General features: G+C 39.5%; 16 protein-coding genes and 2 pseudogenes. 14 read left to right on the top strand and 4 right to left on the bottom strand.

Translation table 11 applies throughout. The features are described 5' to 3' along the window. Window positions 1-245 precede the first annotated feature (245 nt). Entirely contained in the window at window positions 246-479 is a 234-nt protein-coding gene (locus FGT79_RS29575; protein ID WP_246096686.1) for an excalibur calcium-binding domain-containing protein, read from the bottom strand. Between the two features lie 51 nt (window positions 480-530). After that, a pseudogene (locus tag FGT79_RS31695) lies at window positions 531-850 on the bottom strand (NucA/NucB deoxyribonuclease domain-containing protein); the annotation flags it as partial. A 673-nt stretch (window positions 851-1,523) separates the two neighbouring features. On the opposite strand from FGT79_RS31695, the gene FGT79_RS29570 reads away from it, so the two are divergent. From FGT79_RS29570 to FGT79_RS29510, 14 genes are all read left to right on the top strand, one after another. After that, window positions 1,524-2,357, top strand: coding sequence for a vWA domain-containing protein (locus tag FGT79_RS29570; RefSeq protein WP_138756412.1), 834 nt, complete (start codon window positions 1,524-1,526; stop codon window positions 2,355-2,357). Between the two features lie 4 nt (window positions 2,358-2,361). Further along, complete coding sequence (locus tag FGT79_RS29565) at window positions 2,362-3,135, top strand: protein phosphatase 2C domain-containing protein (protein WP_138756411.1); 774 nt, start codon at window positions 2,362-2,364, stop codon at window positions 3,133-3,135. Then, complete coding sequence (locus tag FGT79_RS29560; RefSeq protein ID WP_138756410.1) at window positions 3,113-4,714, top strand: protein kinase family protein; 1,602 nt, start codon at window positions 3,113-3,115, stop codon at window positions 4,712-4,714. The genes FGT79_RS29565 and FGT79_RS29560 overlap by 23 nt, the downstream gene beginning before the upstream one ends. A gap of 124 nt (window positions 4,715-4,838) precedes the next feature. Beyond that, the gene (locus tag FGT79_RS29555) at window positions 4,839-5,945 is read left to right on the top strand and encodes a DUF4236 domain-containing protein (RefSeq protein ID WP_138756409.1); all 1,107 of its coding nucleotides are present in this window, start codon (window positions 4,839-4,841) and stop codon (window positions 5,943-5,945) included. A gap of 105 nt (window positions 5,946-6,050) precedes the next feature. Beyond that, window positions 6,051-6,524, top strand: coding sequence for a hypothetical protein (locus tag FGT79_RS29550; RefSeq protein ID WP_138756408.1), 474 nt, complete (start codon window positions 6,051-6,053; stop codon window positions 6,522-6,524). A gap of 164 nt (window positions 6,525-6,688) precedes the next feature. Next, window positions 6,689-8,185, top strand: coding sequence for a type I restriction-modification system subunit M (locus tag FGT79_RS29545; RefSeq protein ID WP_138756407.1), 1,497 nt, complete (start codon window positions 6,689-6,691; stop codon window positions 8,183-8,185). Next, the gene (locus FGT79_RS29540) at window positions 8,182-9,408 is read left to right on the top strand and encodes a restriction endonuclease subunit S (protein WP_138756406.1); all 1,227 of its coding nucleotides are present in this window, start codon (window positions 8,182-8,184) and stop codon (window positions 9,406-9,408) included. Before FGT79_RS29545 ends, FGT79_RS29540 begins: the two co-directional genes overlap by 4 nt. Then, the gene (locus FGT79_RS29535) at window positions 9,392-12,742 is read left to right on the top strand and encodes a DEAD/DEAH box helicase family protein (protein ID WP_171056516.1); all 3,351 of its coding nucleotides are present in this window, start codon (window positions 9,392-9,394) and stop codon (window positions 12,740-12,742) included. The genes FGT79_RS29540 and FGT79_RS29535 overlap by 17 nt, the downstream gene beginning before the upstream one ends. A 98-nt stretch (window positions 12,743-12,840) precedes the next feature. Continuing rightward, on the top strand, window positions 12,841-15,600 hold the full coding sequence (locus tag FGT79_RS29530; protein WP_138756404.1) for a KAP family P-loop NTPase fold protein: 2,760 nt from the start codon (window positions 12,841-12,843) through the stop codon (window positions 15,598-15,600). Window positions 15,601-15,776: 176 nt separating this feature from the next. Continuing rightward, window positions 15,777-17,414 carry a TniQ family protein gene (locus tag FGT79_RS29525; RefSeq protein WP_171056515.1) on the top strand — a complete coding sequence of 546 codons (1,638 nt, stop codon included), beginning with the start codon at window positions 15,777-15,779 and terminating at the stop codon, window positions 17,412-17,414. A gap of 113 nt (window positions 17,415-17,527) precedes the next feature. Continuing rightward, window positions 17,528-17,836: a helix-turn-helix domain-containing protein gene (locus tag FGT79_RS29520; RefSeq protein ID WP_171056514.1), complete on the top strand. Its 309-nt coding sequence runs from the start codon at window positions 17,528-17,530 to the stop codon at window positions 17,834-17,836. 38 nt (window positions 17,837-17,874) lie between these two features. Further along, complete coding sequence (locus FGT79_RS31440; protein WP_171056513.1) at window positions 17,875-18,018, top strand: hypothetical protein; 144 nt, start codon at window positions 17,875-17,877, stop codon at window positions 18,016-18,018. 18 nt (window positions 18,019-18,036) lie between these two features. Next, entirely contained in the window at window positions 18,037-18,474 is a 438-nt protein-coding gene (locus tag FGT79_RS32345) for a DDE-type integrase/transposase/recombinase (RefSeq protein ID WP_425465055.1), read from the top strand. A gap of 42 nt (window positions 18,475-18,516) precedes the next feature. Beyond that, a complete protein-coding gene (locus tag FGT79_RS29510; RefSeq protein ID WP_138756400.1) occupies window positions 18,517-18,774 on the top strand; it encodes an integrase core domain-containing protein in 258 nt (85 codons plus the stop codon). A 69-nt stretch (window positions 18,775-18,843) separates the two neighbouring features. Here FGT79_RS29510 and FGT79_RS29505 read toward each other — a convergent pair whose 3' ends face one another. After that, window positions 18,844-19,836 carry an IS4 family transposase gene (locus FGT79_RS29505; protein ID WP_246096683.1) on the bottom strand — a complete coding sequence of 331 codons (993 nt, stop codon included), beginning with the start codon at window positions 19,834-19,836 and terminating at the stop codon, window positions 18,844-18,846. A 96-nt stretch (window positions 19,837-19,932) separates the two neighbouring features. Beyond that, window positions 19,933-20,442: pseudogene (locus FGT79_RS29500) on the bottom strand (IS110 family transposase); the annotation flags it as partial. Between the last annotated feature and the right edge of the window lie 215 nt (window positions 20,443-20,657).

The following is a 20,657-nucleotide window of genomic DNA, read 5'->3' as shown; positions in this document are numbered from 1 at the left end:
TTCATGTGAGAAGAAGATACGACATCAGTAATAATCAATGGAATCGATAATTCTTTTAAGAAAAAAACCTACAGGTTAAGGACAGGACTCTCCACTCCTATCTATACTTTTGCACTCTTCTTGAGTGCTAGCCACCTTTCCGGGTGGCTTTTTTTATGGATTATCTATACTTATTTAGACAGAAAATAGAAGTGTTAGTAGAATGAAAAGAAAAAAAAGGATTGAACAGTACATCTCCTTTTAATTTATTCACATCCGATGTCGTCACCATCACGATTAAGCTTAAGACTATAGCCAGGATCATATTCATAAATCGGATCAGCACCAGAAGCTCTAACAGGAGAACAATTAGCATAAGAAACGGTTTCCTCAACTACAACTGGATTTTCAGTTGGTTTTGCAGTATGCGTGTTTGTAGTTATTGGTTTTTCTGTTGCAGCAGGCTTCTTAGTGGCAAATGTCTTTTCTGTCGCGACCACAACCTCGGCTGTATTGGGTATAGCTGAAATGACTGTTACGTCTGATTTTCCTACGACAAACAACACTTTTGTTCCATCCTTCAAATCCTCGAGTTGATTCCCTACCCATGAGTCTGCGCCATGATTCTCAGAGGGAGTAACATAAGCGATATCTTCACCAGTACCACCTTCAGCTCACAAAGCCATAGGCCATTCATCACGGTCAAAACCTTTTTTTGTATCAATCCCTTTTAAGGATTCTACGCGATTATTTTCTGCTCCGGGTGAGCTGCCGTTTCGGGGAAACGATTCAAAGGGAACTCCAAAGTAACCTCAGCAGCATTCCTAGTACCTTGTGAAGCTTCAGGCGAAGAATCAATTATTACATCTATTATAGGTGTATTAGTAGGTGAAGAGGCTACAACTTCAGGAGATGGTTCCCAAGAAGTTTCAGGTATTGGAGTTATCGATAGGAGTGAAAATAGCTTGACAAGTCGACAAGAGCATGTTGATTTGTGTACTGAATACAAGATTCCTTATGTTTTAGAGAGAGGTTGGTGACGTAGAACGCGTGCAACAGCAATGAGACAATTATCCGCACATAAATATCTAGAGTTCATGAAGCGCGCTGGATGGAAATCGATAATTTGAAATGAGCACGCCATACGATCTACTGAACTTGGTGGAAGATTGTTGCGGTTGGACGGTGTTCAAAGATGATAAAAGCCTGCTGGTATCCCAGCAGGCTTATGTTATCTTTAGCATTATTTTTGATCTCGAACAAGTAAATACCGCGTATTTTTTTCTAGGAAAGCTCAGTTAGATTAACGCTTTTAGATAAGGGATGTTGAATTCTTCTAAATAGGCATCTAATTTACTGAAGATTTACGCAGACATTAACCGTCTGTTAGTCACTAAATGATAATTAGAAGCATTTAGGAACATTTAAGAACATTTTTGATATCTACACGAATAGACATTTTTCGACAACATGATTTGATATACTAGTGCTAGGTGTTGTGAGTCATAAGTCATATTATCAGGATTATAGGAGGTCATCGTTTTATGTACTCTGCTGAAATTAGTCGAAATAACCCAACCGCTTTTTTATTTCTGATCGATCAATCGGGATCAATGGATTCCAAAAACGAGTTCGGGAAAACATTAGCGGAGCTTGTTTCCGATAGTATTAATAAGCTCTTTAATGATTTGATTATTAAATGCTCCAAGTCTGAGGGAGTTCGAAATTACTTCGATGTCGGAGTGATTGCCTATGGTAATAATAAGTGTTCCAATGGGCTTAAGGGTGTATTGGCAAGTGCGATTCTAAACCCGATTAGTGCAATCGAAGAAAACCCTTTACGTATCGAAGATAGGATCAAAAAAGTATCCGATGGAGCAGGGGGCGTGATTGAACAAAGAATCAAATTCCCGGTTTGGTTTGAGCCGGTTGCAGATGGTGGTACACCCATGTATCAAGCTCTTAAGCAAGCTGCAGTTGAACTAGTGACATGGTGCGATAACCATCCGGACAGCTTTCCTCCCATTGTCATCAATATCACAGACGGCGAAAACACCGATTCTGAGGATCCAGAAGAGATCGCAGATAAGCTTAAACAAATTGGCACGAATGATGGGGAAGTGCTACTGTTCAACGTACATATAACGCAGCATTCCAACCAGCAATTTCTTTATGTTGACTCTGAAAGCCAATTGCCAAACGCTTCCGCTAAAAAAATGTTTAGGATGTCGAGTGTATTGACGGAGTCGATGCAAAAGCTTGCTGAAAATGCAGGGTACACCGCGTCAGCTAATTCCAGAGGTTACTGCTATAATGCCGAAATTGTTTCGCTAATTGACTTTATGGAAATTGGTACGCGAGCTGCCAATCTCAGGTGATGGTATGAATATCAATTATTTTAAAGTTTTTAGCACTCAAAAGCGGGGAAACATCTCTGATGAGTACGAGGATGCATATGCTCATTGTTTAACCAATGAGCACACCGTAGTTGCCGTTTCTGACGGCGCTACGGAAGCTTCTTTTTCAAAACAGTGGGCAAAAATTCTCGTTCGTCGTTTTGTTGATAGTCCCACGATGGTTATTGATAGCGACTGGTTACTCGATGCATACAAAGAGTTTTATGCTTCTATCGACATCGATTCTTTGCCGTGGCATGCACAAAATAAGGTTTTGGAACAAGGATCCTTTGCAACGCTACTTGGCTTAGAAATCGACTTTGAACAAAAGTCTTTCTTCGCTGTGGCAGTTGGTGATTCCTGTTTATTTTGGTTTGATGATGATTCGGGTTTTCATTCGTTTCCTCAGCGATCTGCAGATGAATTTGATAGCACGCCATACTTAATTGCCACATTCAAACATAAAAATGAACATTTAAGTGAAACGGACAAGCAGCACTTGCGACCGTTAACGTTAAGCCAAGGAAAAACTACTTTTTATTTAATGACAGATGCCATTGCTCATTGGTTTATGAATAAATGTGCAAAAGGCGCTCCTCCGCACGATACGTTACTAGCCTTGACTGAAGAGAATTTTGAAATCTTCATTTCAGAGCTCCGAGAAAAACAAGAAATCAAGAATGATGATGTCACGATAGTGATTATGGAAGTTATTAATGACGATGGGGTAGATAAAAATGGCTTACCCATTAATGAATGATTATCATGACGCGATACAAAATCCGCATATCGTCTTTAATGACCCGGAATTGAAAAAAGGCGTGGTTACAAAGACACCTTTAGGTTTACCTAAAGTGGCGTCAGGTGGCTTCGCTTTGACATATCGCATAGCAGGATCCAATTCGAACAAACAATGGGCGATTCGTTGTTTTCACAAAGAAATGCCCGATATTCAAGATCGCTATCAAAAGATAAGTAGTTTTTTAAACCGGTCTTCCTATCCTTACTTTGTCAGTTTCGATTACCAAAAAGACGGTATTCGGATTAATAACGCCTTCTATCCTATTATTAAAATGGATTGGATGAATGGCAGTCTATTAAATACATATGTGGAAGATCATTTATCCAAGAAGGCTGCGATTGCCGCATTGTCTGCGCAATTTAGAAAATGTATATTGGAGCTTGAACGACTAGGTGTTGCCCATGGTGATCTCCAGCATGGCAATATCATGGTTTGCAATGACCAACTGAAGCTCATTGATTATGACGGTATGTATGTACCAGGCATGAATTACTCTTCAAGTAATGAACTCGGACATACGAATTATCAGCATCCAATGCGCGACAAGTATGTTGTGGGCAATGCAACGGATCGCTTTTCAGCAATTGTTATCTTCATAGCTTTAGAAGCGCTTCAAGCCTCTCCTACCCTTTGGGCGAAATATGATAATGGAGAGAACCTCCTTTTTAGAAGAGATGATTTTATTAAACTTGATGGATCAGCGTTGCTTAACGATTTAAGCAGCATCCCATCCCTCTCTAAATATGTAAGACAATTAAAGCTCTTGTGCAGAGCGCCACTGAAGCATGTACCCACACTTGAAGATTTCATATCGGGCCAGGTAAACGTTCCTTCTCATGAATTGGTCGAAATCAAGCATGCGCCAAGGCGAAGACAGTATGAAGTTTTTATGGCATTAGATGCGAACAAAATTCTAGCACGTAACGGGAATGTGGTTGAGGTTGTAGGGAAAGTAGCAGATGTGGTTGTCAGAAAAACAAAATATGGTCATCCATGTGCATTTATTAATTTCGGTGATTATAGGATGAAAAGTTTCTGTATAGTCCTCTGGGCAGATGCACTACATGCCATGAGAAACAAAGGTAAGGATATAAACGCACTAAAAGGCAAATGGATTTCAGTGGTACAGCTTGTTGATCAGTACAAAGGAGCACCTCAATTCATCTTAGAGCCCACGACAAAAATTAATATCCTGAAAAATGAAAGCGATGCAAGGCAGTTGTTTCAAGAAATTTCCACTTCTGTTGGAGGTGTCAGTCGGAAAAGTAACAAGGATATCATGGATTCAATTCAGACGCCAAGGCAAGCAAAACCAGTAGTAAAGCCTGTACCTACTGTAAAACCTGTAGTGAAACCAACTGTGGTAGCATCAGCGCCTAAATCGAAAAATCAGATGATTCTGGATCAAATCAACAATAATGCACCACCAACGAAGAAAATTACGCCAATACCTATGGCTAGACCAAATCCCACTCCACCATCTAGCCAGCCAAAGTCCTTTTTCTCGAAATTTTTGGATTTCATTAAAAAGTTGTGAATCTAAGTTTTTGAGCTTGTGTAGAGACATTCAAGGCAGAGAGCCTGAGATTTAATTCAGCTATATGTATGAACGGGGCTTTGTAAAGACGATTAATAGACCATTAAAATCAGGAGGGATTGGTATGGGTTTTGGTTTTCGCAAAAGTTTTAAAATTGCGCCTGGCATTCGCATGACCGCGAGCAAATCAGGTTTGGGTGTAAGTTTTGGTGGCAAAGGACTCCGATATAGTGTTCATAGCTCAGGTCGGAGACGGACGACTGCAAGTATTCCTGGAACGGGCATTTCTTATACATCATCAAGTTCTAACAAGAGAAATTATCGCTCGAACTCGTATCAACGACATATGGAGATACTTCAAAGAGAACAACAGGCAAGGGAGGAACAAGAAAGAAATCGCTTGATTGTTGAAAAATTCGAGAACCGTATAGAAATGATTAAGTCTATTCATAAGGAATGCGATGAAGAAATCAATTGGATGGAGTTAAATGATACGCCAGCTCCATTTCAAAAAGATCAAAGAGGTCCAAATGAGTTATCAGCAACACAGATATACGAAAGCTATCAACCGAATTTTTTCGTAAAATTATTTAAAACGGAAACCAGCCAAAGAAACAAGCTTTTGAAGGCAGTACAAAGCGCAGCGGAAGAAGACGCTAAAGCCTATCAAGAATGGCTTGAACTTCGTACGCTTGCAAATCGCGTTGTAGATGGGGAAGTGGAAGCCTTTTTTGAAGTGATCGAGCAAATGTCTCCCCTTGATGATTTACTTGAATTTGGAAGTGGTTTTGAATTTTTCTGTGACCAGTCCCAATTTATGAATATTGAGTTTGATGTTCATAGCGATTCCGTTGTTCCAAAAACAGCGCTGTCACTTACGAAGACTGGAAAAGTTTCTGAAAAAGAGATGACGAAAACACAATATTACGATATTCAGCAAGACTATGTCTGTAGCTGCATTCTTCGTATCGCTCGTGATATGTTTGCCCTCTTACCACTGGAACATCTTGTTATTGATGCAATGGATGAGCAGTTAAACACCACAACCGGCTACAATGAGAGAGTGTGCATTCTTTCGGTGCATTTAGAACGGGGTCCATTGAACCGGCTTAATTTCGAATATATCGATTGTTCAGATGCGATTAGTGGATTCACGCATCGAATGAAGTTTAAGAAAACTGGTGGTTTTGTGCCCGTCCAGCCATTTTCAAATCACGATATTCAAATTTAGAAACAATAAGGGAGCCGATAGGCTCCTTTTTGATGCTATATAATCTTGACTGATTAGATTTATGGTGAAAGCCTGTGTATGTTTACTGCCGGAGGTGATAAAATTATGTATTCACAACGAACGAGTACCTTGTTTTATAATTTGAGCCAAAGATATCGTGTATGGATTGTAGATGGAGAATTCTACAGATATCTAGAGCAAATGAATTTTGAAAAAAAGAGATTAGAAGACCAAAAGAAAATTCTGGGACAAGCGAAGAAGCTTCTTGTTTGTCAGTGGGAAGATCCGTATTTTGCTGCGACACGGAAGTATGAAGAGGAGTATTATCTACGCGTATGGGTGAAGGCGCCGTTGTACGGAACGGAAGACTTTGCCGTTGAACGTCATCATATTCGAACAACAACAGCTGAAAACATTAAAAGACGGTTTGTAATTCATCGGGGTGAAACCCATTTATCTGACATTGAAGTATTCGAAATGCTTATGGGCGAGCTTAAGCAATCTTTAGAGCCGAATGTGCCTAAAGTAGTGAAAAGGATCAGAAAAGAAGTTAGCGACTTTATTCAAAACTGGTCGTAATCTTAAAGTAGAGTCATAGTTATTTACCATTGGATGCGTCAACTTGGTGGAACCAATTAACCTGCTTGATTTTTTTGATGGATGTGGATTAGAGGCATTTTTGGTACAATTGTACTATGCAAATATTGTAGGAATGACAATCTATTATTATCATGGAGGCACGTATGCTAACTGGCGATATTCGCAACAAGGTCGATACGATTTGGGAAATGTTCTGGACAGGTGGAATTACCAATCCACTTTCCGTTATTGAACAAATTACATATTTGCTATTCATGAAACAATTAGATGAAAAGCAAACAAAACAGGAGCGCAGGGTCAGATTAGCTGGCGGGCAAATCACCAATCCAATATTTAGCGAAGTGGAACGCGATCTGCGATGGTCTACGTTTAAAAACAAACCAGATGCACAAGAAATGTTTGATATTGTAAAAGACAAAGCATTTCCGCATATGAAGATTCTGGGTGGGACTGACTCTAAATTTGCAAGACATTTGGAAAATGCGGTGTTTATTATTCCATCCTCTCAACTTCTTCAGCGTGTAGTGACCGCTATTGACATCATGCTTGACGAGATGAAGGATAAAAATAAAGATTCAATGGGCGATTTGTATGAGTATCTGCTCTCGAAGCTATCGACTTCGGGTACAAACGGTCAGTTCCGTACGCCTCGCCATATTATCAAAATGATGGTGGAGCTCATGGAGCCATCGCTTGGGGATAAAATTGTAGATCCCGCAACCGGCACAGCTGGCTTTTTAGTTGCCGCTGCGGAATATGTTGCAAAACACTATCGCGAAGAATTATTCGTAAAATCGGATAGTGAAGGGCATCAGGAGCACTATAAAACATCAATGTTTTATGGATTTGATACGGATCAGACAATGCTTCGTATCGCTAGCATGAACCTCATGCTACATGAAATTGATGATCCGAATATGGTGTATAAGGACTCGTTATCGAAATCGAATAGGGAGGAAGAGCAGTACACAATGGTCCTTGCCAATCCGCCGTTTAAGGGCTCACTCGATTACAGCGAAGTTGCGGACAACCTGCTTGCCAAAGTGAAAACGAAGAAGACAGAGCTTCTGTTCTTAGCGCTCATGCTACGTCTGCTTAAAAACGGTGGACGTTGCGCGGTAATCGTGCCGGACGGCGTATTATTTGGCTCGTCTACAGCGCATGTGGCGATCCGAAAAGAGATTATTGATTATCATAAGCTGGAAGCAATTATTTCAATGCCTTCTGGCGTATTTAAGCCGTACGCAGGGGTATCAACAGCAATTATAATCTTCCGTAAGACGAGCATTGGTGGAACCGATCAGGTTTGGTTCTACGACATGCAAGCGGATGGATACTCTCTTGATGATCACCGTCGTGAACTCGATCTGACCAAGCACGAAGATAATAATATTCCGGATATCATTGCTCGCTTTAATAACCTGGAGTCAGAACAGCAACGTACTCGTACGGAACAATCATTCTTTGTGCCGGTCGAGGATATACGATCAAATAAATATGATCTGAGTATTAATCGTTATAAAGAGCAAGTGCACGAAGAAGTAAACTATGCTCCACCAAAACAAATCCTTCAGGAAATTGTTGAACTGGAAAACGACATTACATCAGGATTGCGTAAACTGAAGGAGATGTTGGGGTGAAGCTAAAGCTTGAAGAACTTGTAACAGTCGTTGGAGGCGGAACACCTGATAGAGAAGTAGATGAATATTGGAATGGAGACATTCCATGGATATCAGTTAAGGATTTTAAAGCTAGCTTAATCTCTACCTCTCTAGAGTCGATTACTGAGAGAGGGTTAAACAGTTCGGCATCAAGATTGATTCCAGCAGGTAATGTAATTCTTCCGACTCGTATGGCACTTGGGAAAGTAGCGATAAATTTAATGGATGTTGCTATAAACCAAGATCTTAAAGCACTATTGATAAAAGATGACTCAAAACTTAATTTGAATTACTTATTTTATTTTATAAAAAGTAATGAGAAAAAAATAATCTCACATGGAAAAGGTGCAACGGTAAAAGGCATAACGATTGATGTTCTAAAGGACTTGGACTTAGATTTGCCAGAGTTGAATGTTCAACAAAAAATTGCGTCAGCGTTAGCCGAAGCAGACGCCCTGATCCAAAAGCGCAATGAAGCGATTGCCAAGATGGATGGACTCGTTGAGTCGGTGTTTATCGAGATGTTTGGGGATCCCATTTCCAACCCGTATGGCTTAGACACTTTCAAATTTGGTGAAATTCTCAAAAAAATTGAAAGTGGATGGAGTCCAACGTGTGATGATAAGCCTGCTAAAGAAGGCGAATGGGGAGTATTAAAACTGAGTTCTGTCACCAAAGGCGTTTATGTTCCTAGGGAAAACAAGAAGTTACTTCCAGGTACTGAATCAGACAGTAAGATTGAAGTTAATGAAGGGGACCTATTATTTACCAGAAAAAATACGAAAGATCTGGTTGGAGCATGCGCATATGCTTACGTAACCCCGAGACAACTAATGATGCCGGATACGATATTCCGTTTTCAATTTATGTCCAATGCAGATGTAGAGAAACTATTTATATGGGGCTTGTTTAATAATAAAAGATATAAGAAGCTGGTTATCCAGAAGTTAGCTGAAGGTAGTGCAGGTTCTATGCCAAATATTTCAAAGAAAAAACTTGAAAATATGCAGTTAATTTTGCCACCGATTGAGCTTCAGCAGAAGTTTTCTCAGTATTTAAAAGATATACAAATTCTAAAAACTAACATGAAGCAGCAACTTGTCAAACTCGAAGAAAACTTCCAATCCCTTTTACATCAAGCGTTTACCGGACGACTACAATGCCGCGATTCGAAGGTGGATGACTATGCCCTTAAACGTTGATTTACTAAAAGCGTACCCACAGTGGGAAACCCTGCATGAATACGCTTCTGAAGCCGAATCGAATGTCTACGCCAATCCACGTACATCCCTCTTTTATAGCCGCGCGTCGCTTGAGCGTGCGGTTCGTTGGATGTATAGCACCGATGGCTACTTAGAGTACCCGGAAAAAGAACGCTATACTCTTATGGATCTCATTCATACCAAATCATTTATCGAAACGATTGCGCAAGAGTTGTTTCAGCCCATCAAGCTTATCGTAAAACTTGGCAACATGGCTGTCCACGATGATACATCAATCACGACGGAACAGTCGCTGCTTATGTTTGAGCATTTGTTTTTGTTTTTTAACTGGCTACAAGATTATTATCTCGACCAGCCAATTCAAAACCTGACATTTAATCGAGATTTGGTGCCAGCTAACACCAAGAAAACAGCCGATTCGACTGAATCGCTGCAAAAATTAGAAAAGCAAATCGCGGAAAAAGATGCCCGCATTCAAGAAGTAGAAGAAGAAAATGCTAAGCTCAAAAAGAAAATCGATGAACTTATCAATCGACCAGCCAATCCAAGTATTACGATTCCACCTGAAAATGAAGCGCGTACACGGCAGCTCATTATCGATGTCATGCTTCGGGAAGCGGGATGGAACGCCCACGGTCAAAACGTCCGAGAATATGAAGTGGAAGGGATGCCAAACCGTACGGGGCTTGGCTATTGCGATTACGTATTATGGTCAGATGCTGGGTTACCGCTTGCCGTCATTGAAGTGAAAAGCATGGTTCATGATGCGCAAAAGGGAAAACAGCAAGCCGTGCTTTACGCCAATCAGCTAGAAGAAAAATACGGACAACGTCCAATCATGTTTTATACCAATGGCTATGAAACACAGATTTGGGATGACACCTTCTATCCGCCGCGCACGTGCGTGTCGTTTTATTCGAAAGCTGATCTAGAATGGGCAATTCAAAAACGTAGAGAACGTAAAGCAACGAAGGACTACAAAACCAATGCGGTGATTGCGGGACGTGTGTACCAAATCGAAGCGATTAAACGTGTTGCGGAGACATACGAAAGCGGTCGACGGCGTTCCCTTTTGGTCATGGCGACAGGAACCGGCAAAACACGTACCGCCATTGCGCTTGTTGATGTTCTAAAGCATGCAGGTTGGACTAAAAACGTTTTATTCCTCGCCGATCGCAGAGAGTTGGTACGCCAGGCTGCAAAGGAATTTAAAAAACATTTGCCAAGTGTCACGACGTGTAATCTGCTCGAGGATAAAGATGATCCATCCGCTCGGATTTATTTTTCTACCTATCAAACCATGCTGAGCTCTATTCAACCTGGTGTTAAACCTAAATTCAGCGCTGGCTTTTTTGATCTAATTATTATCGATGAAGCGCATCGATCAATTTACAATAAGTTTGGCATGTTGTTTGAGTATTTTGATTCGCTTTTATTGGGGCTTACGGCAACGCCAAAGTCTGATGTGGATCATCACACCTATAACTTTTTTGGACTGGCAACAAATATCCCCACTTTTGCGTATGAATACGAGCAAGCAATCGAAGATAAAAATTTGGTGCCCGTCAAACCAGTGTCCGTATTTTTTAAATTCCTTCATGATGGCATCGATCGAGACGAGTTATCGGTAGAAGAACAGCTAGAGTACGACGCGCAGGTTATGCCGCATAAGAAAAATAAAAAAGTCAGTAAGGAAGAAGTCAACCAATTTTTATTTAACAAGGATACGGTGCAACGCTCACTCGAGGTCTTATTTGAACATGGAATCAAAGTGGCGGGCGGTGATCGACTCGGAAAAACTATTATCTTTGCAAGAAATAATGCACATGCCAATTTGATTGTACAGGTTTTCGATGAAATGATGCCGCATCTAAAGGGCAAGTTTGCAGCTGAAATTCATTACAAAGTGGACTATGCGGAAACTTTAATCGAGAACTTCAAACAAGAGGAAAAAGACCCTCATATTGCAGTGTCCGTCGATATGCTCGATACCGGCATTGATGTGCCAGAAGTTGTTAATCTTGTACTCTTTAAGCCGGTGTTTTCGTTAACGAAGTTTTGGCAGATGATCGGTCGCGGCACACGGCTTCGTGAAGATCTGTTCGAGCCAGGCGTCCATAAAACGCATGCGCTGCTTTTTGATTTATGCGGCAATGTAGAATATTTTAATTTCACGAAAAAAGATCCACCCAAACCGATTTCGCTTCACCTTACAGGGCAGCTCTTTGTTGAACGAGTACATCTTGTCCGCGAATTGTTTGCTTCCGGCAGGATGTATGACGACATTCGAAATGAGCTGATTAGCACACTTTCAAGGCAACTGACAGCCATGGATGAGCATCACTTTGCCATTCGTCCCTTTATTCCGCTTTTGACGAAGTTTCGAAACTCGGAGAGCTTCGAGCGTCTCGAGGAGCAGGACGTCATTCGTTTAGTGAGTGAGGATGGCTTTGCTAAACTTGTCTACGATGCCGAGCCAGAAGACAAGAAACGAGTGGACTTACTTCATGTGAGGCTCCAGCGAATGGTACTGGGGGTCTCGGTGATTTCAGGTGTGGATGCAAAGAAAAAGCAGCTGCAAACCATTGCAGAAGCATTGTATCAAAAGCGAGTGATTCCGCAAGTGGCAGATCATGCTGACATGTTGCGGGAAATCATGGACGTTCGTTTCTTTGATCGGACTTCAGCAATTGATTTAGACAAGATTCGAAAAGTCATTCGTGAGCTCATCCGGCTACTCGACAAAGAGCAAAAAGTAATCGTGCACACGAATTTCGAGGATGAGCTAAAAGACATTCGTTTTGACGCCACGCTTCCGTCATATGGCGATTTTAAGGATTACAAAGTCCATATTAGCGAGTATGTAAAACAGCATCAAGATCACATCGCTATTCAGAAGTTAAGACGTAATAAGACCATAACATTACTGGATATTGAATCCTTTTCGGATATGATCGAGCAAGAGCAGGTGGGAACAAAGGAACAGTTCAATAATCATTTTGCAACAGATGGCGAAAATTCGTTTGGTATTTTCGTTCGCGGACTGCTTGGACTTGATCGAAGTGCTGCGCAAGATGCTTTTGCAGCACTTTTAGGAAAGGCAACCCTAAATGCTAACCAAATTAATTTTATTAATATGATCATTGATTATTTAAGTATTAACGGTGTTCTTGAGCCATCCAAGTTATTAGACCAACCTTTTGTCGCCTTGCATCACGAGGGAGTTTATGGCTTGTTTGATGATAATACTGTTGATGAAATAGTTGGCGTTGTGCATGCGTTAAAAGAAAGTGCTAAGGTGGAAGCTGGATAGAAGATATAATTAGAAGCACATAACGTGCTTCTAATTCCTTCTTTTTATCGATCCAGATCTTTCATTGTCGTAATTACATCTGAATTGGGAGTATTAATATGAATAAGGATAAAGAAAAAACAAAAACCAGCAAAGCTGTATTCACAGTGAGACTTTTTAATGTACTGCTGTGTTTTTTGGGTGTTGAAATATTGATAACGTATAGTAGGAAGACGCTAAATAAGGGGACAATGATTGAAGATCCTGTTGTGAAATATGGTCTCTATAGTCTACTTTCATTAATCCTGGTTTTTTATATAGTGAATTATTTTCTTTTGGGAAATCATAAACAGGATATAAAACGAGATACATTTGAAGGGAAGCAAGATTATATATTTTATATTATTCCGCTTGCGATCATTGTAAATTACTTATTTATTTATAAACCCATTACATATATGACGGGCAGTTTATTGTCGGACCTTTTCGATATTGCCTTAGTATTTTCTTGTATTTTTATTGTTGTATTTATAATTATTCTATGTAAAAGGGTTCTGTACAGAAATGCGTTTGGGTCACTAGATACTGATGAAAAATCAAATTCCTTTAAACCTGATAGTCCAATTAAAGATAGAGCTGAAGATAAACTTAAAAGAGACAAATTTACTGATCGGATTGCCGGATGCATTGCGGATCAAGGTAATGAAAGTTTAACGATTGGTATATTCGGTGAATGGGGATCAGGAAAAAGCTCAGTATTTGAGATGATCAAAAAAGAATTAAGTAATAAAATGAAAACAAGCAGTATCATCATTGACTTCAAGCCATGGTATTTTGGAAATGATAATCATGAAATAATAAGAACGTATCTTTTTCAATTAATAGACGAAATAAAAAAAGATGACGGCTTTGATCCAAAATTAGATAAAGAATTAAAAAAATACATGGAGTATCTATCTGCAATTAGCTTCAGACCGGCAGGTTTAATAGTAAATCTAAAGGATTTTTTAGATAAGTATTCCCCAAGTAAAGATTCCATTAAATTATCAGAAGTTAAAAAAACTATCGAGGAAATGCTAAAGAAATCTAACAAGAGAATTATTGTGTTTATCGATGATATCGATAGGTTGGATCGAGATGAGATAAAGATGGTATTTAAACTGGTTAGATTAATTGCCGATTTTCCAAATATCACATATTTATTAGCGATTGATGAAGATGTTGTATCTGATTCATTATCAGAATCGTATCATGAAAAAGAGTTGGAGCATAGAAAGTCACATGGACGAAAATACTTAGATAAATTTATTCAACTACCTATATACCTTCCAAAACCAGACCCAGACTATGTTGGTGGGATTTTTTGGGAAGAGATTGAAAAATTTTTAGTCCACAAGGATGTGAAAGGCGTTAACAAAGAATTACTGCTTCAACATGTTCGCCATTTAGAGTTTACTCCAAGAAATGTTAACAAATTCATTAATTTAGTTATGTTCTTTCTTCCGCTACTAAAAGATGAAGTTAATCCAAGAGATTTGATGTATTTGTTGTTAATACAAATTAAAAATCCGAAATTATACAAATTCATTAGAGAACGTGGGTACTTTTTTACGAATGATCTGGAAGCGGAAAAAATGGATGAGTTCCGTAGTAACTCCAATTATTTTATTTCGGATTTTAATCATTATAAAGATATTTTGTGTGATATTTTCCCGTATTTAGATAGGTTTTATGATGAAAAGAAGTCTAGAATAAACGAAAAAACAAAAGACAAATGGTTATTGGAAAAGAGAATTTGTTCGACAAAATATTTTGAACAGTATTTCATGTACAGTTTACCTCAAGGTGAAGTATCCCATGAAATTCTAGAATTATTCTTGAAAAAGTTAACAGATTCTAATGTACCGTTTGAAGAAATGTATAAAGAGTATTTGAATCTCATAGAGGTACATGCAATAAGTGATGTCAATATTAAGCTAAAAGGTGAGCTAAACAATATTAGTGTTGAAGCACGTACACACCTTATTAATATAGCAATCAATTTATACGCTGATTTTTATTTGAATAATGATAAAAAAACTGAAACTGATAGCCTTTTTTATTTGATTTGGCTCATTTCAGTAACGATAATTAATAATTTAGAGTCGACAAACTTGATGAAATTTGATAATCATGTTAATTTATTTTTATTAGTGAAAATTTTTATTTATTTGGAAAATTCAGATGAAGATACGGAACGATTGAATATTCTAAAATCTAGAATTCAATTACTATATCAAAAAAGCTTAGATGTTAAATTGATAAATGAGTTGAACATCGCTGATGCTAAGTTTATGTTGCAAAGCTGGGATCGTTTTATGGATTCAAAGCAGATAAAAGTGATCACATCTAATTGGTTTAATGATGAAGAGGTTTTAGAAGGATTTTTGAAGGTTACTTTCGAACATGAGGCAAACCTGAAAAATGAAGAACAGCTTATTAGTAGCTTTGTTAGTTCTTCTAAGTATATGCCAGACACTCAAATTAAAAAGATTTTTGATATAAAATCACCTTCTTCTGAAAATGAATTAATGATGGATAAGAAATCAACTAAATATCCTTTAACTGGTGAGTTTATTTATGCGAAGAATAGACTTTTTGATTTTGTGACAGATAAATTAAGAGAAATCGAGAAGGTAGGTAAATCAAATAATCAATATATTGGTAAGCCAAAATTATATATCCAAATGGGCATTGATTTGATCAATAGGTACGGGGAAAATAGTCAAAAGAATATAATTGAAAATATTGCAGAAGAAACAGCTGAATATAATTCAGATTTAACTGATCATTTAGAGATGATTGAAAAAACTCGGAGAGAACTGTCTGATAATGATTAGTAAATTTATTATTCTTTAAGTGATAAGGCGTATTTTCATCTCGAATGCATACCTTAGGTCGAGGTGAGTGGTTCCATGTTGATTCCAACAATAAATTCTGGAGAAAGCCTGGTAAGTTATAGTTACCGCGTCAGTAATGCCAATTTTTACGCGTCGACGCAAAGTCTAGCATCAGGGTGGAAATTAAATGTTTAAAGTTTAATCGAAATAGCTTCACGGATAAATCGATTAATATCATTCATGAAGTCACTGGTATATCGAAAAAACGATTGCTCCTTATGAACGAAAGCTCATTAATTGAGGTGTTTGGCTATGAATTTTATGATTTATACGTGATTCGTAACCAATTTAAATATTGCCCGGTATGTATTTGTGAAAGTCATCACCACAAATTGTTTTGGATGCTGGAACCTGTTACGTGCTGCTTGAAACATAAATGTTTTTTGCGCGACTCATGTTCAATGTGTCTTGCCCGTATATCCATTCGTGGTTTAATGACGGGTTTTTGCGATGATTGTGGTCATTTATTTTCACCAAGAGATGCTATCAATGTATCAGACCATTTCCTTTTACAGACGCAGAGAATTATTCAGACTCAATTGCTGAAAAATAAACCTATCATTTTTTCAGATAATATTGAAATGTCTCTGAGTGACTTCCTTACTTTTTCGCGTGTAGCCAGTCATTTGTTGCAAGGGATAAATAGCTTTGTTGGTGATTACAGAGTAATGACGCCTTTATTTAAAAAGAATTCAGCGTTAGATAATCAAATGTCTTGCTACAAATATGCAAATGTTTTTTGGCTGTTGAACAATTTTCCTGCCAATTTTAATGTATTGCTTAAGAAATGCGAAGAGCTACCTTTAAAAGTAAGGAGTAGTAAGGATCGTAGGATACAGCATCTTTTGAGTGCTTCTCCGCGCGTAGTTAAATTATTAAGTCAGACAAACCTGTTTAATAACGTAAACAAGCCATCAAGGGCGTGTCTGCAACCACAAACTATTTGTAAAATCCCGAAGCGAAGGAAAATTTCCAAAAAAACCAACTGTGCGGTAAAGGAAAACATTATAGAAGGCGAACAGATTGCACCTGAAAATCTAATTACTCGCACAGAGGCTGCTAGCATTTTAGGCATTATCGAAAAGGTCCAAATCAATAAACTCATTGATGCAGGTTATTTCGCATTACGAAAATATCCTCAAAATTGCTGGTATCTCAATAAAGCAGAAGTTTATTCATATCTTGAATCGGTTCGTGGTGAATATGATCCAACAAAATCAGGTATTTCATTCTACCAAGCGTTATTTAAACTCAGTCGTTACGGTTTGGATTTGGTTGGAACTATAAAAACTATACGTTCAAGTAAATTACGCGCTTTTGTTACTAAACAATATGGAAAATTGAGTGATATCATATTCGATCCAGCTGATATGGAACAGTGTATGCAAATGTTAAAGGATAATCGGAAAGTGACTAAAGGACTTACGAAGGCGGAAGTGCTTCGTATTCTGAAATTGGATTACCATTCATTAATGCTTCTTGAACATCGTCTACTTCTGGTCCCTCATTACGAATTGTTTTATAAATCTAAAAAGCGACGAATCAATTACTACAGCCCAGAGCAGGTAGAGGATTTTAAACGACAATATATCGATATCAAAGAAGTGTCGAATCGATTTGGAATTTCTATCGGTAAAATCCGAGGGTTAATTAGAAAAGGTGTCATTCAAGATGCTTTGAAAGGCATTACCAAGCGCTATTTATTTCAAGTCGATGAAATCCAACCCATACTTGAAAATCTGCGGATCGAGTAATCGGTCTTTTTTTATTGTAGTATCTCCTAGGCCCTCTAATGAAACTGGAGTCTTCCTATCCAAATCAATTAAAATAAGGATAAGGGAGATGATTCGGTGTGGGTGGTAAGAGGTTGAGTGAGGAGACACGTTTGAAAATTGTTCGTGAGGCGTTGGCCGGTATGAAAGTGGGGGTGTTTGTTCGCATGTACGACGTTCATCCTGAATCGATACGACTGTGGGTTAGAGATCACCGGGACTCCATTCCACCAGAGGAAATCCCAATGACTGACGAACACTTGCAAGAACTTCAACGACTGCAGCAGGTGGAAGAACGTTACGAAAAGGCCGTGAAGGTGCTCGGTGAAAAAGAACTTGAGATTGAGATCCTGCGAGAATTGCTAAAAAAGAAGAACCCCGCTTATCCGAAACATTCGAAGTAGCACACCTATTCATTAAGCGGGGAGATCGAGCAGCTGTCGTGCTACGTATACTTGGACTATCGGAATCCACCTACTACGACCGTAAAAAACGTGCGGAGAGTCGCGCCGAAGCGGAGGAGCGTCCAGCTCCTCGTCAAAAAGGTCGTCCTACGCCTAGCTATTCTCATACGTTTACAGGATAACAAGTAAGTGATGAGCAAATCAAAATATGGCTCCTTGAACGCCTTGAGGGTGAAGAGCATGTCTATGGTTACAAGTTTTTAGCAAGATGTATGCGAGATCGTTATGGCTTAATTCTAAATAAAAAGAAATCATATCGTTTGTGCAAGGAGCTAGGTATCCTTAAGAAAGCGCGAGAGCGGGTTAAATCTCATGCGCGCAGAGTGGCGAGGAATCATATTGTAACGAGTTCGGATCAACTCTGGCAAATGGATATTAAGTATGGTTACGTAATTGGAAAAGAACGTTTCTTTTTCGTGCTCAGCATTATTGATGTGTTTGACCGCGTAATTGTTCAGCAGTATAGAGGCACGGTATGTGAGGCCAAGCATGTGGTTCAAACGCTATGGCGTGCGATACAGAGCCGGGTGGAACCTGGCGGCGTGATGCCTGTTATCCGCACAGATAATGGTCCGTAATTTCTCAGCAAGTTGTTTGGAGATACGTGTGAGAGCCTCGGCATGATCCATGAGCGAATTCCGCCTCGTACGCCGAATATGAACGCCTACATCGAGTCTTTCCATAGCATTTTGGAGCGTCATCTGTTTGGCATACGAGATTTCATGACTTTCGAGGAGGCTTATGAAGCACTGGATGAATACATGGACTTTTACAATAACCGAAAGATTCACGGAAGCTTGAGGCAGATGTCTCCCGTTCAGTTTTCAAAGTGGATCAAGACGCTGGAAGACACTTCAGCCTTCCATAGGAAGGTGTAATAGCTCGAAAAAATGAGCTTACCTAAGAACGAATGTTTTTTGGTGGGTAAGACTCCGGATTTAGGGGGCCTAGCCGCTTGTACCATCAAATATCCATTTGAGCAGCACAAAGACGATCATCGCAGAGAACAATTGACCAAATACGGCATTTTCAGTCGTACCAAATAACGTTGGAATGTTTAAATGTTGTTTAATCCAACGAAAAAAAACTTCAATTTGCCAGCGTGCTTTATAGATCAAGGCGATTTGCTCTGCTGTAACGCCCAACAAATCAGTCACGACGCGAATTTCTCTACCCTCAAAATCACGAAAAATGACCACTCGGTGACGATGCTTAGATCGACACTGCGGCGTTCCCAACTGGCAAGTGATATCGCGAATGACTTGAGAATCTGCAGGGACTTGACGCTTTAGCGCATAGGGTTTTTCGAAATGAACATTGTCACGAAGCCGGATGACAAAGGATTGACCCTCTTGTTTATAGCGATCCAAGCGTTCCAATATACCGTAAGCCCGGTCCATCACCATAATAAAGTCGGCGTTTTCCAAGGTTTCGCATAAAGGACCATCATGCCTTGCGCCAATGCTTTCCGTAACGGCAAACGGCTGTCCATTTTGAGCTCGTAATGCAACATGTAGTTTAACGGCAGCCCTTTCACCGTGGTAGGGTGCCCAGGGCAAGCGAGTTTTTCCCACTGTCATTGTTGTAGAGTCAATAAGCAATAATTCTTTTGGAAAGGCCAGCTTGCGCCTCGTTTCACGATTACATTTGCGGACAAGTAGCTGAAACATCTCTTTAAATACAGCAAACGGAACATCAGCTGCTTTTCCAGAAAAAGAAGAATAGTGAACGGGAGAAAGGCCGCTAGATGCAGCGTGATCCGCACCGAAACGATAGCCCGACCATTCCTCACTGGCTGCGGCAACCCAATAGTGAAGCAATTGATAAACGGTGAATTTTCGTGCCACATCGACATAGCCAACCGTTTTCACAATGGATTCCACTTCTTCGGGAGTAAGAATGGTTTGAAGGATCGGGAGAATCGTGTTAGACTTTTTCATGGAGTCGTCACCTTCCGGTTTGTTTGTAGGGGTACAAACATTTTACCGGGTTGACGGCTTTTTTTCTACCATTTAGTGGTTAATCAACAGGCCTGCTCCAAAGACACCTTTGTAAGCAGGGAAAACCTGATCTAAAACCGCTTGGAATTGCAGTTTAGTCTGTACGCACATTTTTGAGAGAGACTCATATTGCCTTGTTAGATAGCGTAGATTGAGCAGTTGCACACCTCTTTTCTTAAAAGGTTCAAACTCTTCTTTGTAGTATAACTCTCCCAAGAGGTAAGCGTCAGCGGCATCCGTCTTTACTTTACGAAGCTGAGACTTCCTAAGTCGGTTTGAGATGAGTGGATTAATAACAATATAAATATAATGATATTCCTCTAGGAACTGGACAACATGGCTTTGGTAATGTTCGGTTGCTTCTAGAATAAGTAAAGGGCGTTGATTGGATACAGACTCAACGTCCTTTAAAGCATGATGGAGATTAGCTAAACCATCACGATTATGCTCGAAGTGGAATGTACCTCGGAAAGGCTTTCCGCGCTCTAAAAAGGCTTGTCCATGGCTTTCTTCTTTAGAAATATCTAGACCGATAACTGGATTCATATCATCTCTCCCTGTCATTTAGATTCACCGGCATCCCCTAAGGTTCTTTTTGTCGCTCCATAGCATCGCTTGTTATACGGGATCTTACGTCCCAACCAGCCTCAATCATGGTCATGACAAATAAGGGTGAACATTATAGCGCTCGGGATCAAGTCCCACGGGTAGGTACGTTCGACCAAGCTACCTTAATCCTCTATGCAAATAAAAAAAGGATC

The organism is Paenibacillus sinopodophylli (assembly GCF_005930355.1).
GTDB lineage: Bacteria > Bacillota > Bacilli > Paenibacillales > Paenibacillaceae > Pristimantibacillus > Pristimantibacillus sinopodophylli.
The sequence above is the reverse complement of the archived record's forward strand: the minus strand, read 5'-3'. Positions and strand labels throughout refer to the sequence as shown.

Coding starts and splice junctions, on each gene's coding strand:
- FGT79_RS29505 (WP_246096683.1), bottom strand. CDS start 19,836: ATGAAAAAGTCTAACACGATTCTCCCGATCCTTCAAACCATTCTTACT.
- FGT79_RS29535 (WP_171056516.1), top strand. CDS start 9,392: ATGCCCTTAAACGTTGATTTACTAAAAGCGTACCCACAGTGGGAAACC.
- FGT79_RS29510 (WP_138756400.1), top strand. CDS start 18,517: ATGATCCATGAGCGAATTCCGCCTCGTACGCCGAATATGAACGCCTAC.
- FGT79_RS29555 (WP_138756409.1), top strand. CDS start 4,839: ATGGGTTTTGGTTTTCGCAAAAGTTTTAAAATTGCGCCTGGCATTCGC.
- FGT79_RS29550 (WP_138756408.1), top strand. CDS start 6,051: ATGTATTCACAACGAACGAGTACCTTGTTTTATAATTTGAGCCAAAGA.
- FGT79_RS29530 (WP_138756404.1), top strand. CDS start 12,841: ATGAATAAGGATAAAGAAAAAACAAAAACCAGCAAAGCTGTATTCACA.
- FGT79_RS29560 (WP_138756410.1), top strand. CDS start 3,113: ATGGCTTACCCATTAATGAATGATTATCATGACGCGATACAAAATCCG.
- FGT79_RS29570 (WP_138756412.1), top strand. CDS start 1,524: ATGTACTCTGCTGAAATTAGTCGAAATAACCCAACCGCTTTTTTATTT.
- FGT79_RS29545 (WP_138756407.1), top strand. CDS start 6,689: ATGCTAACTGGCGATATTCGCAACAAGGTCGATACGATTTGGGAAATG.
- FGT79_RS29565 (WP_138756411.1), top strand. CDS start 2,362: ATGAATATCAATTATTTTAAAGTTTTTAGCACTCAAAAGCGGGGAAAC.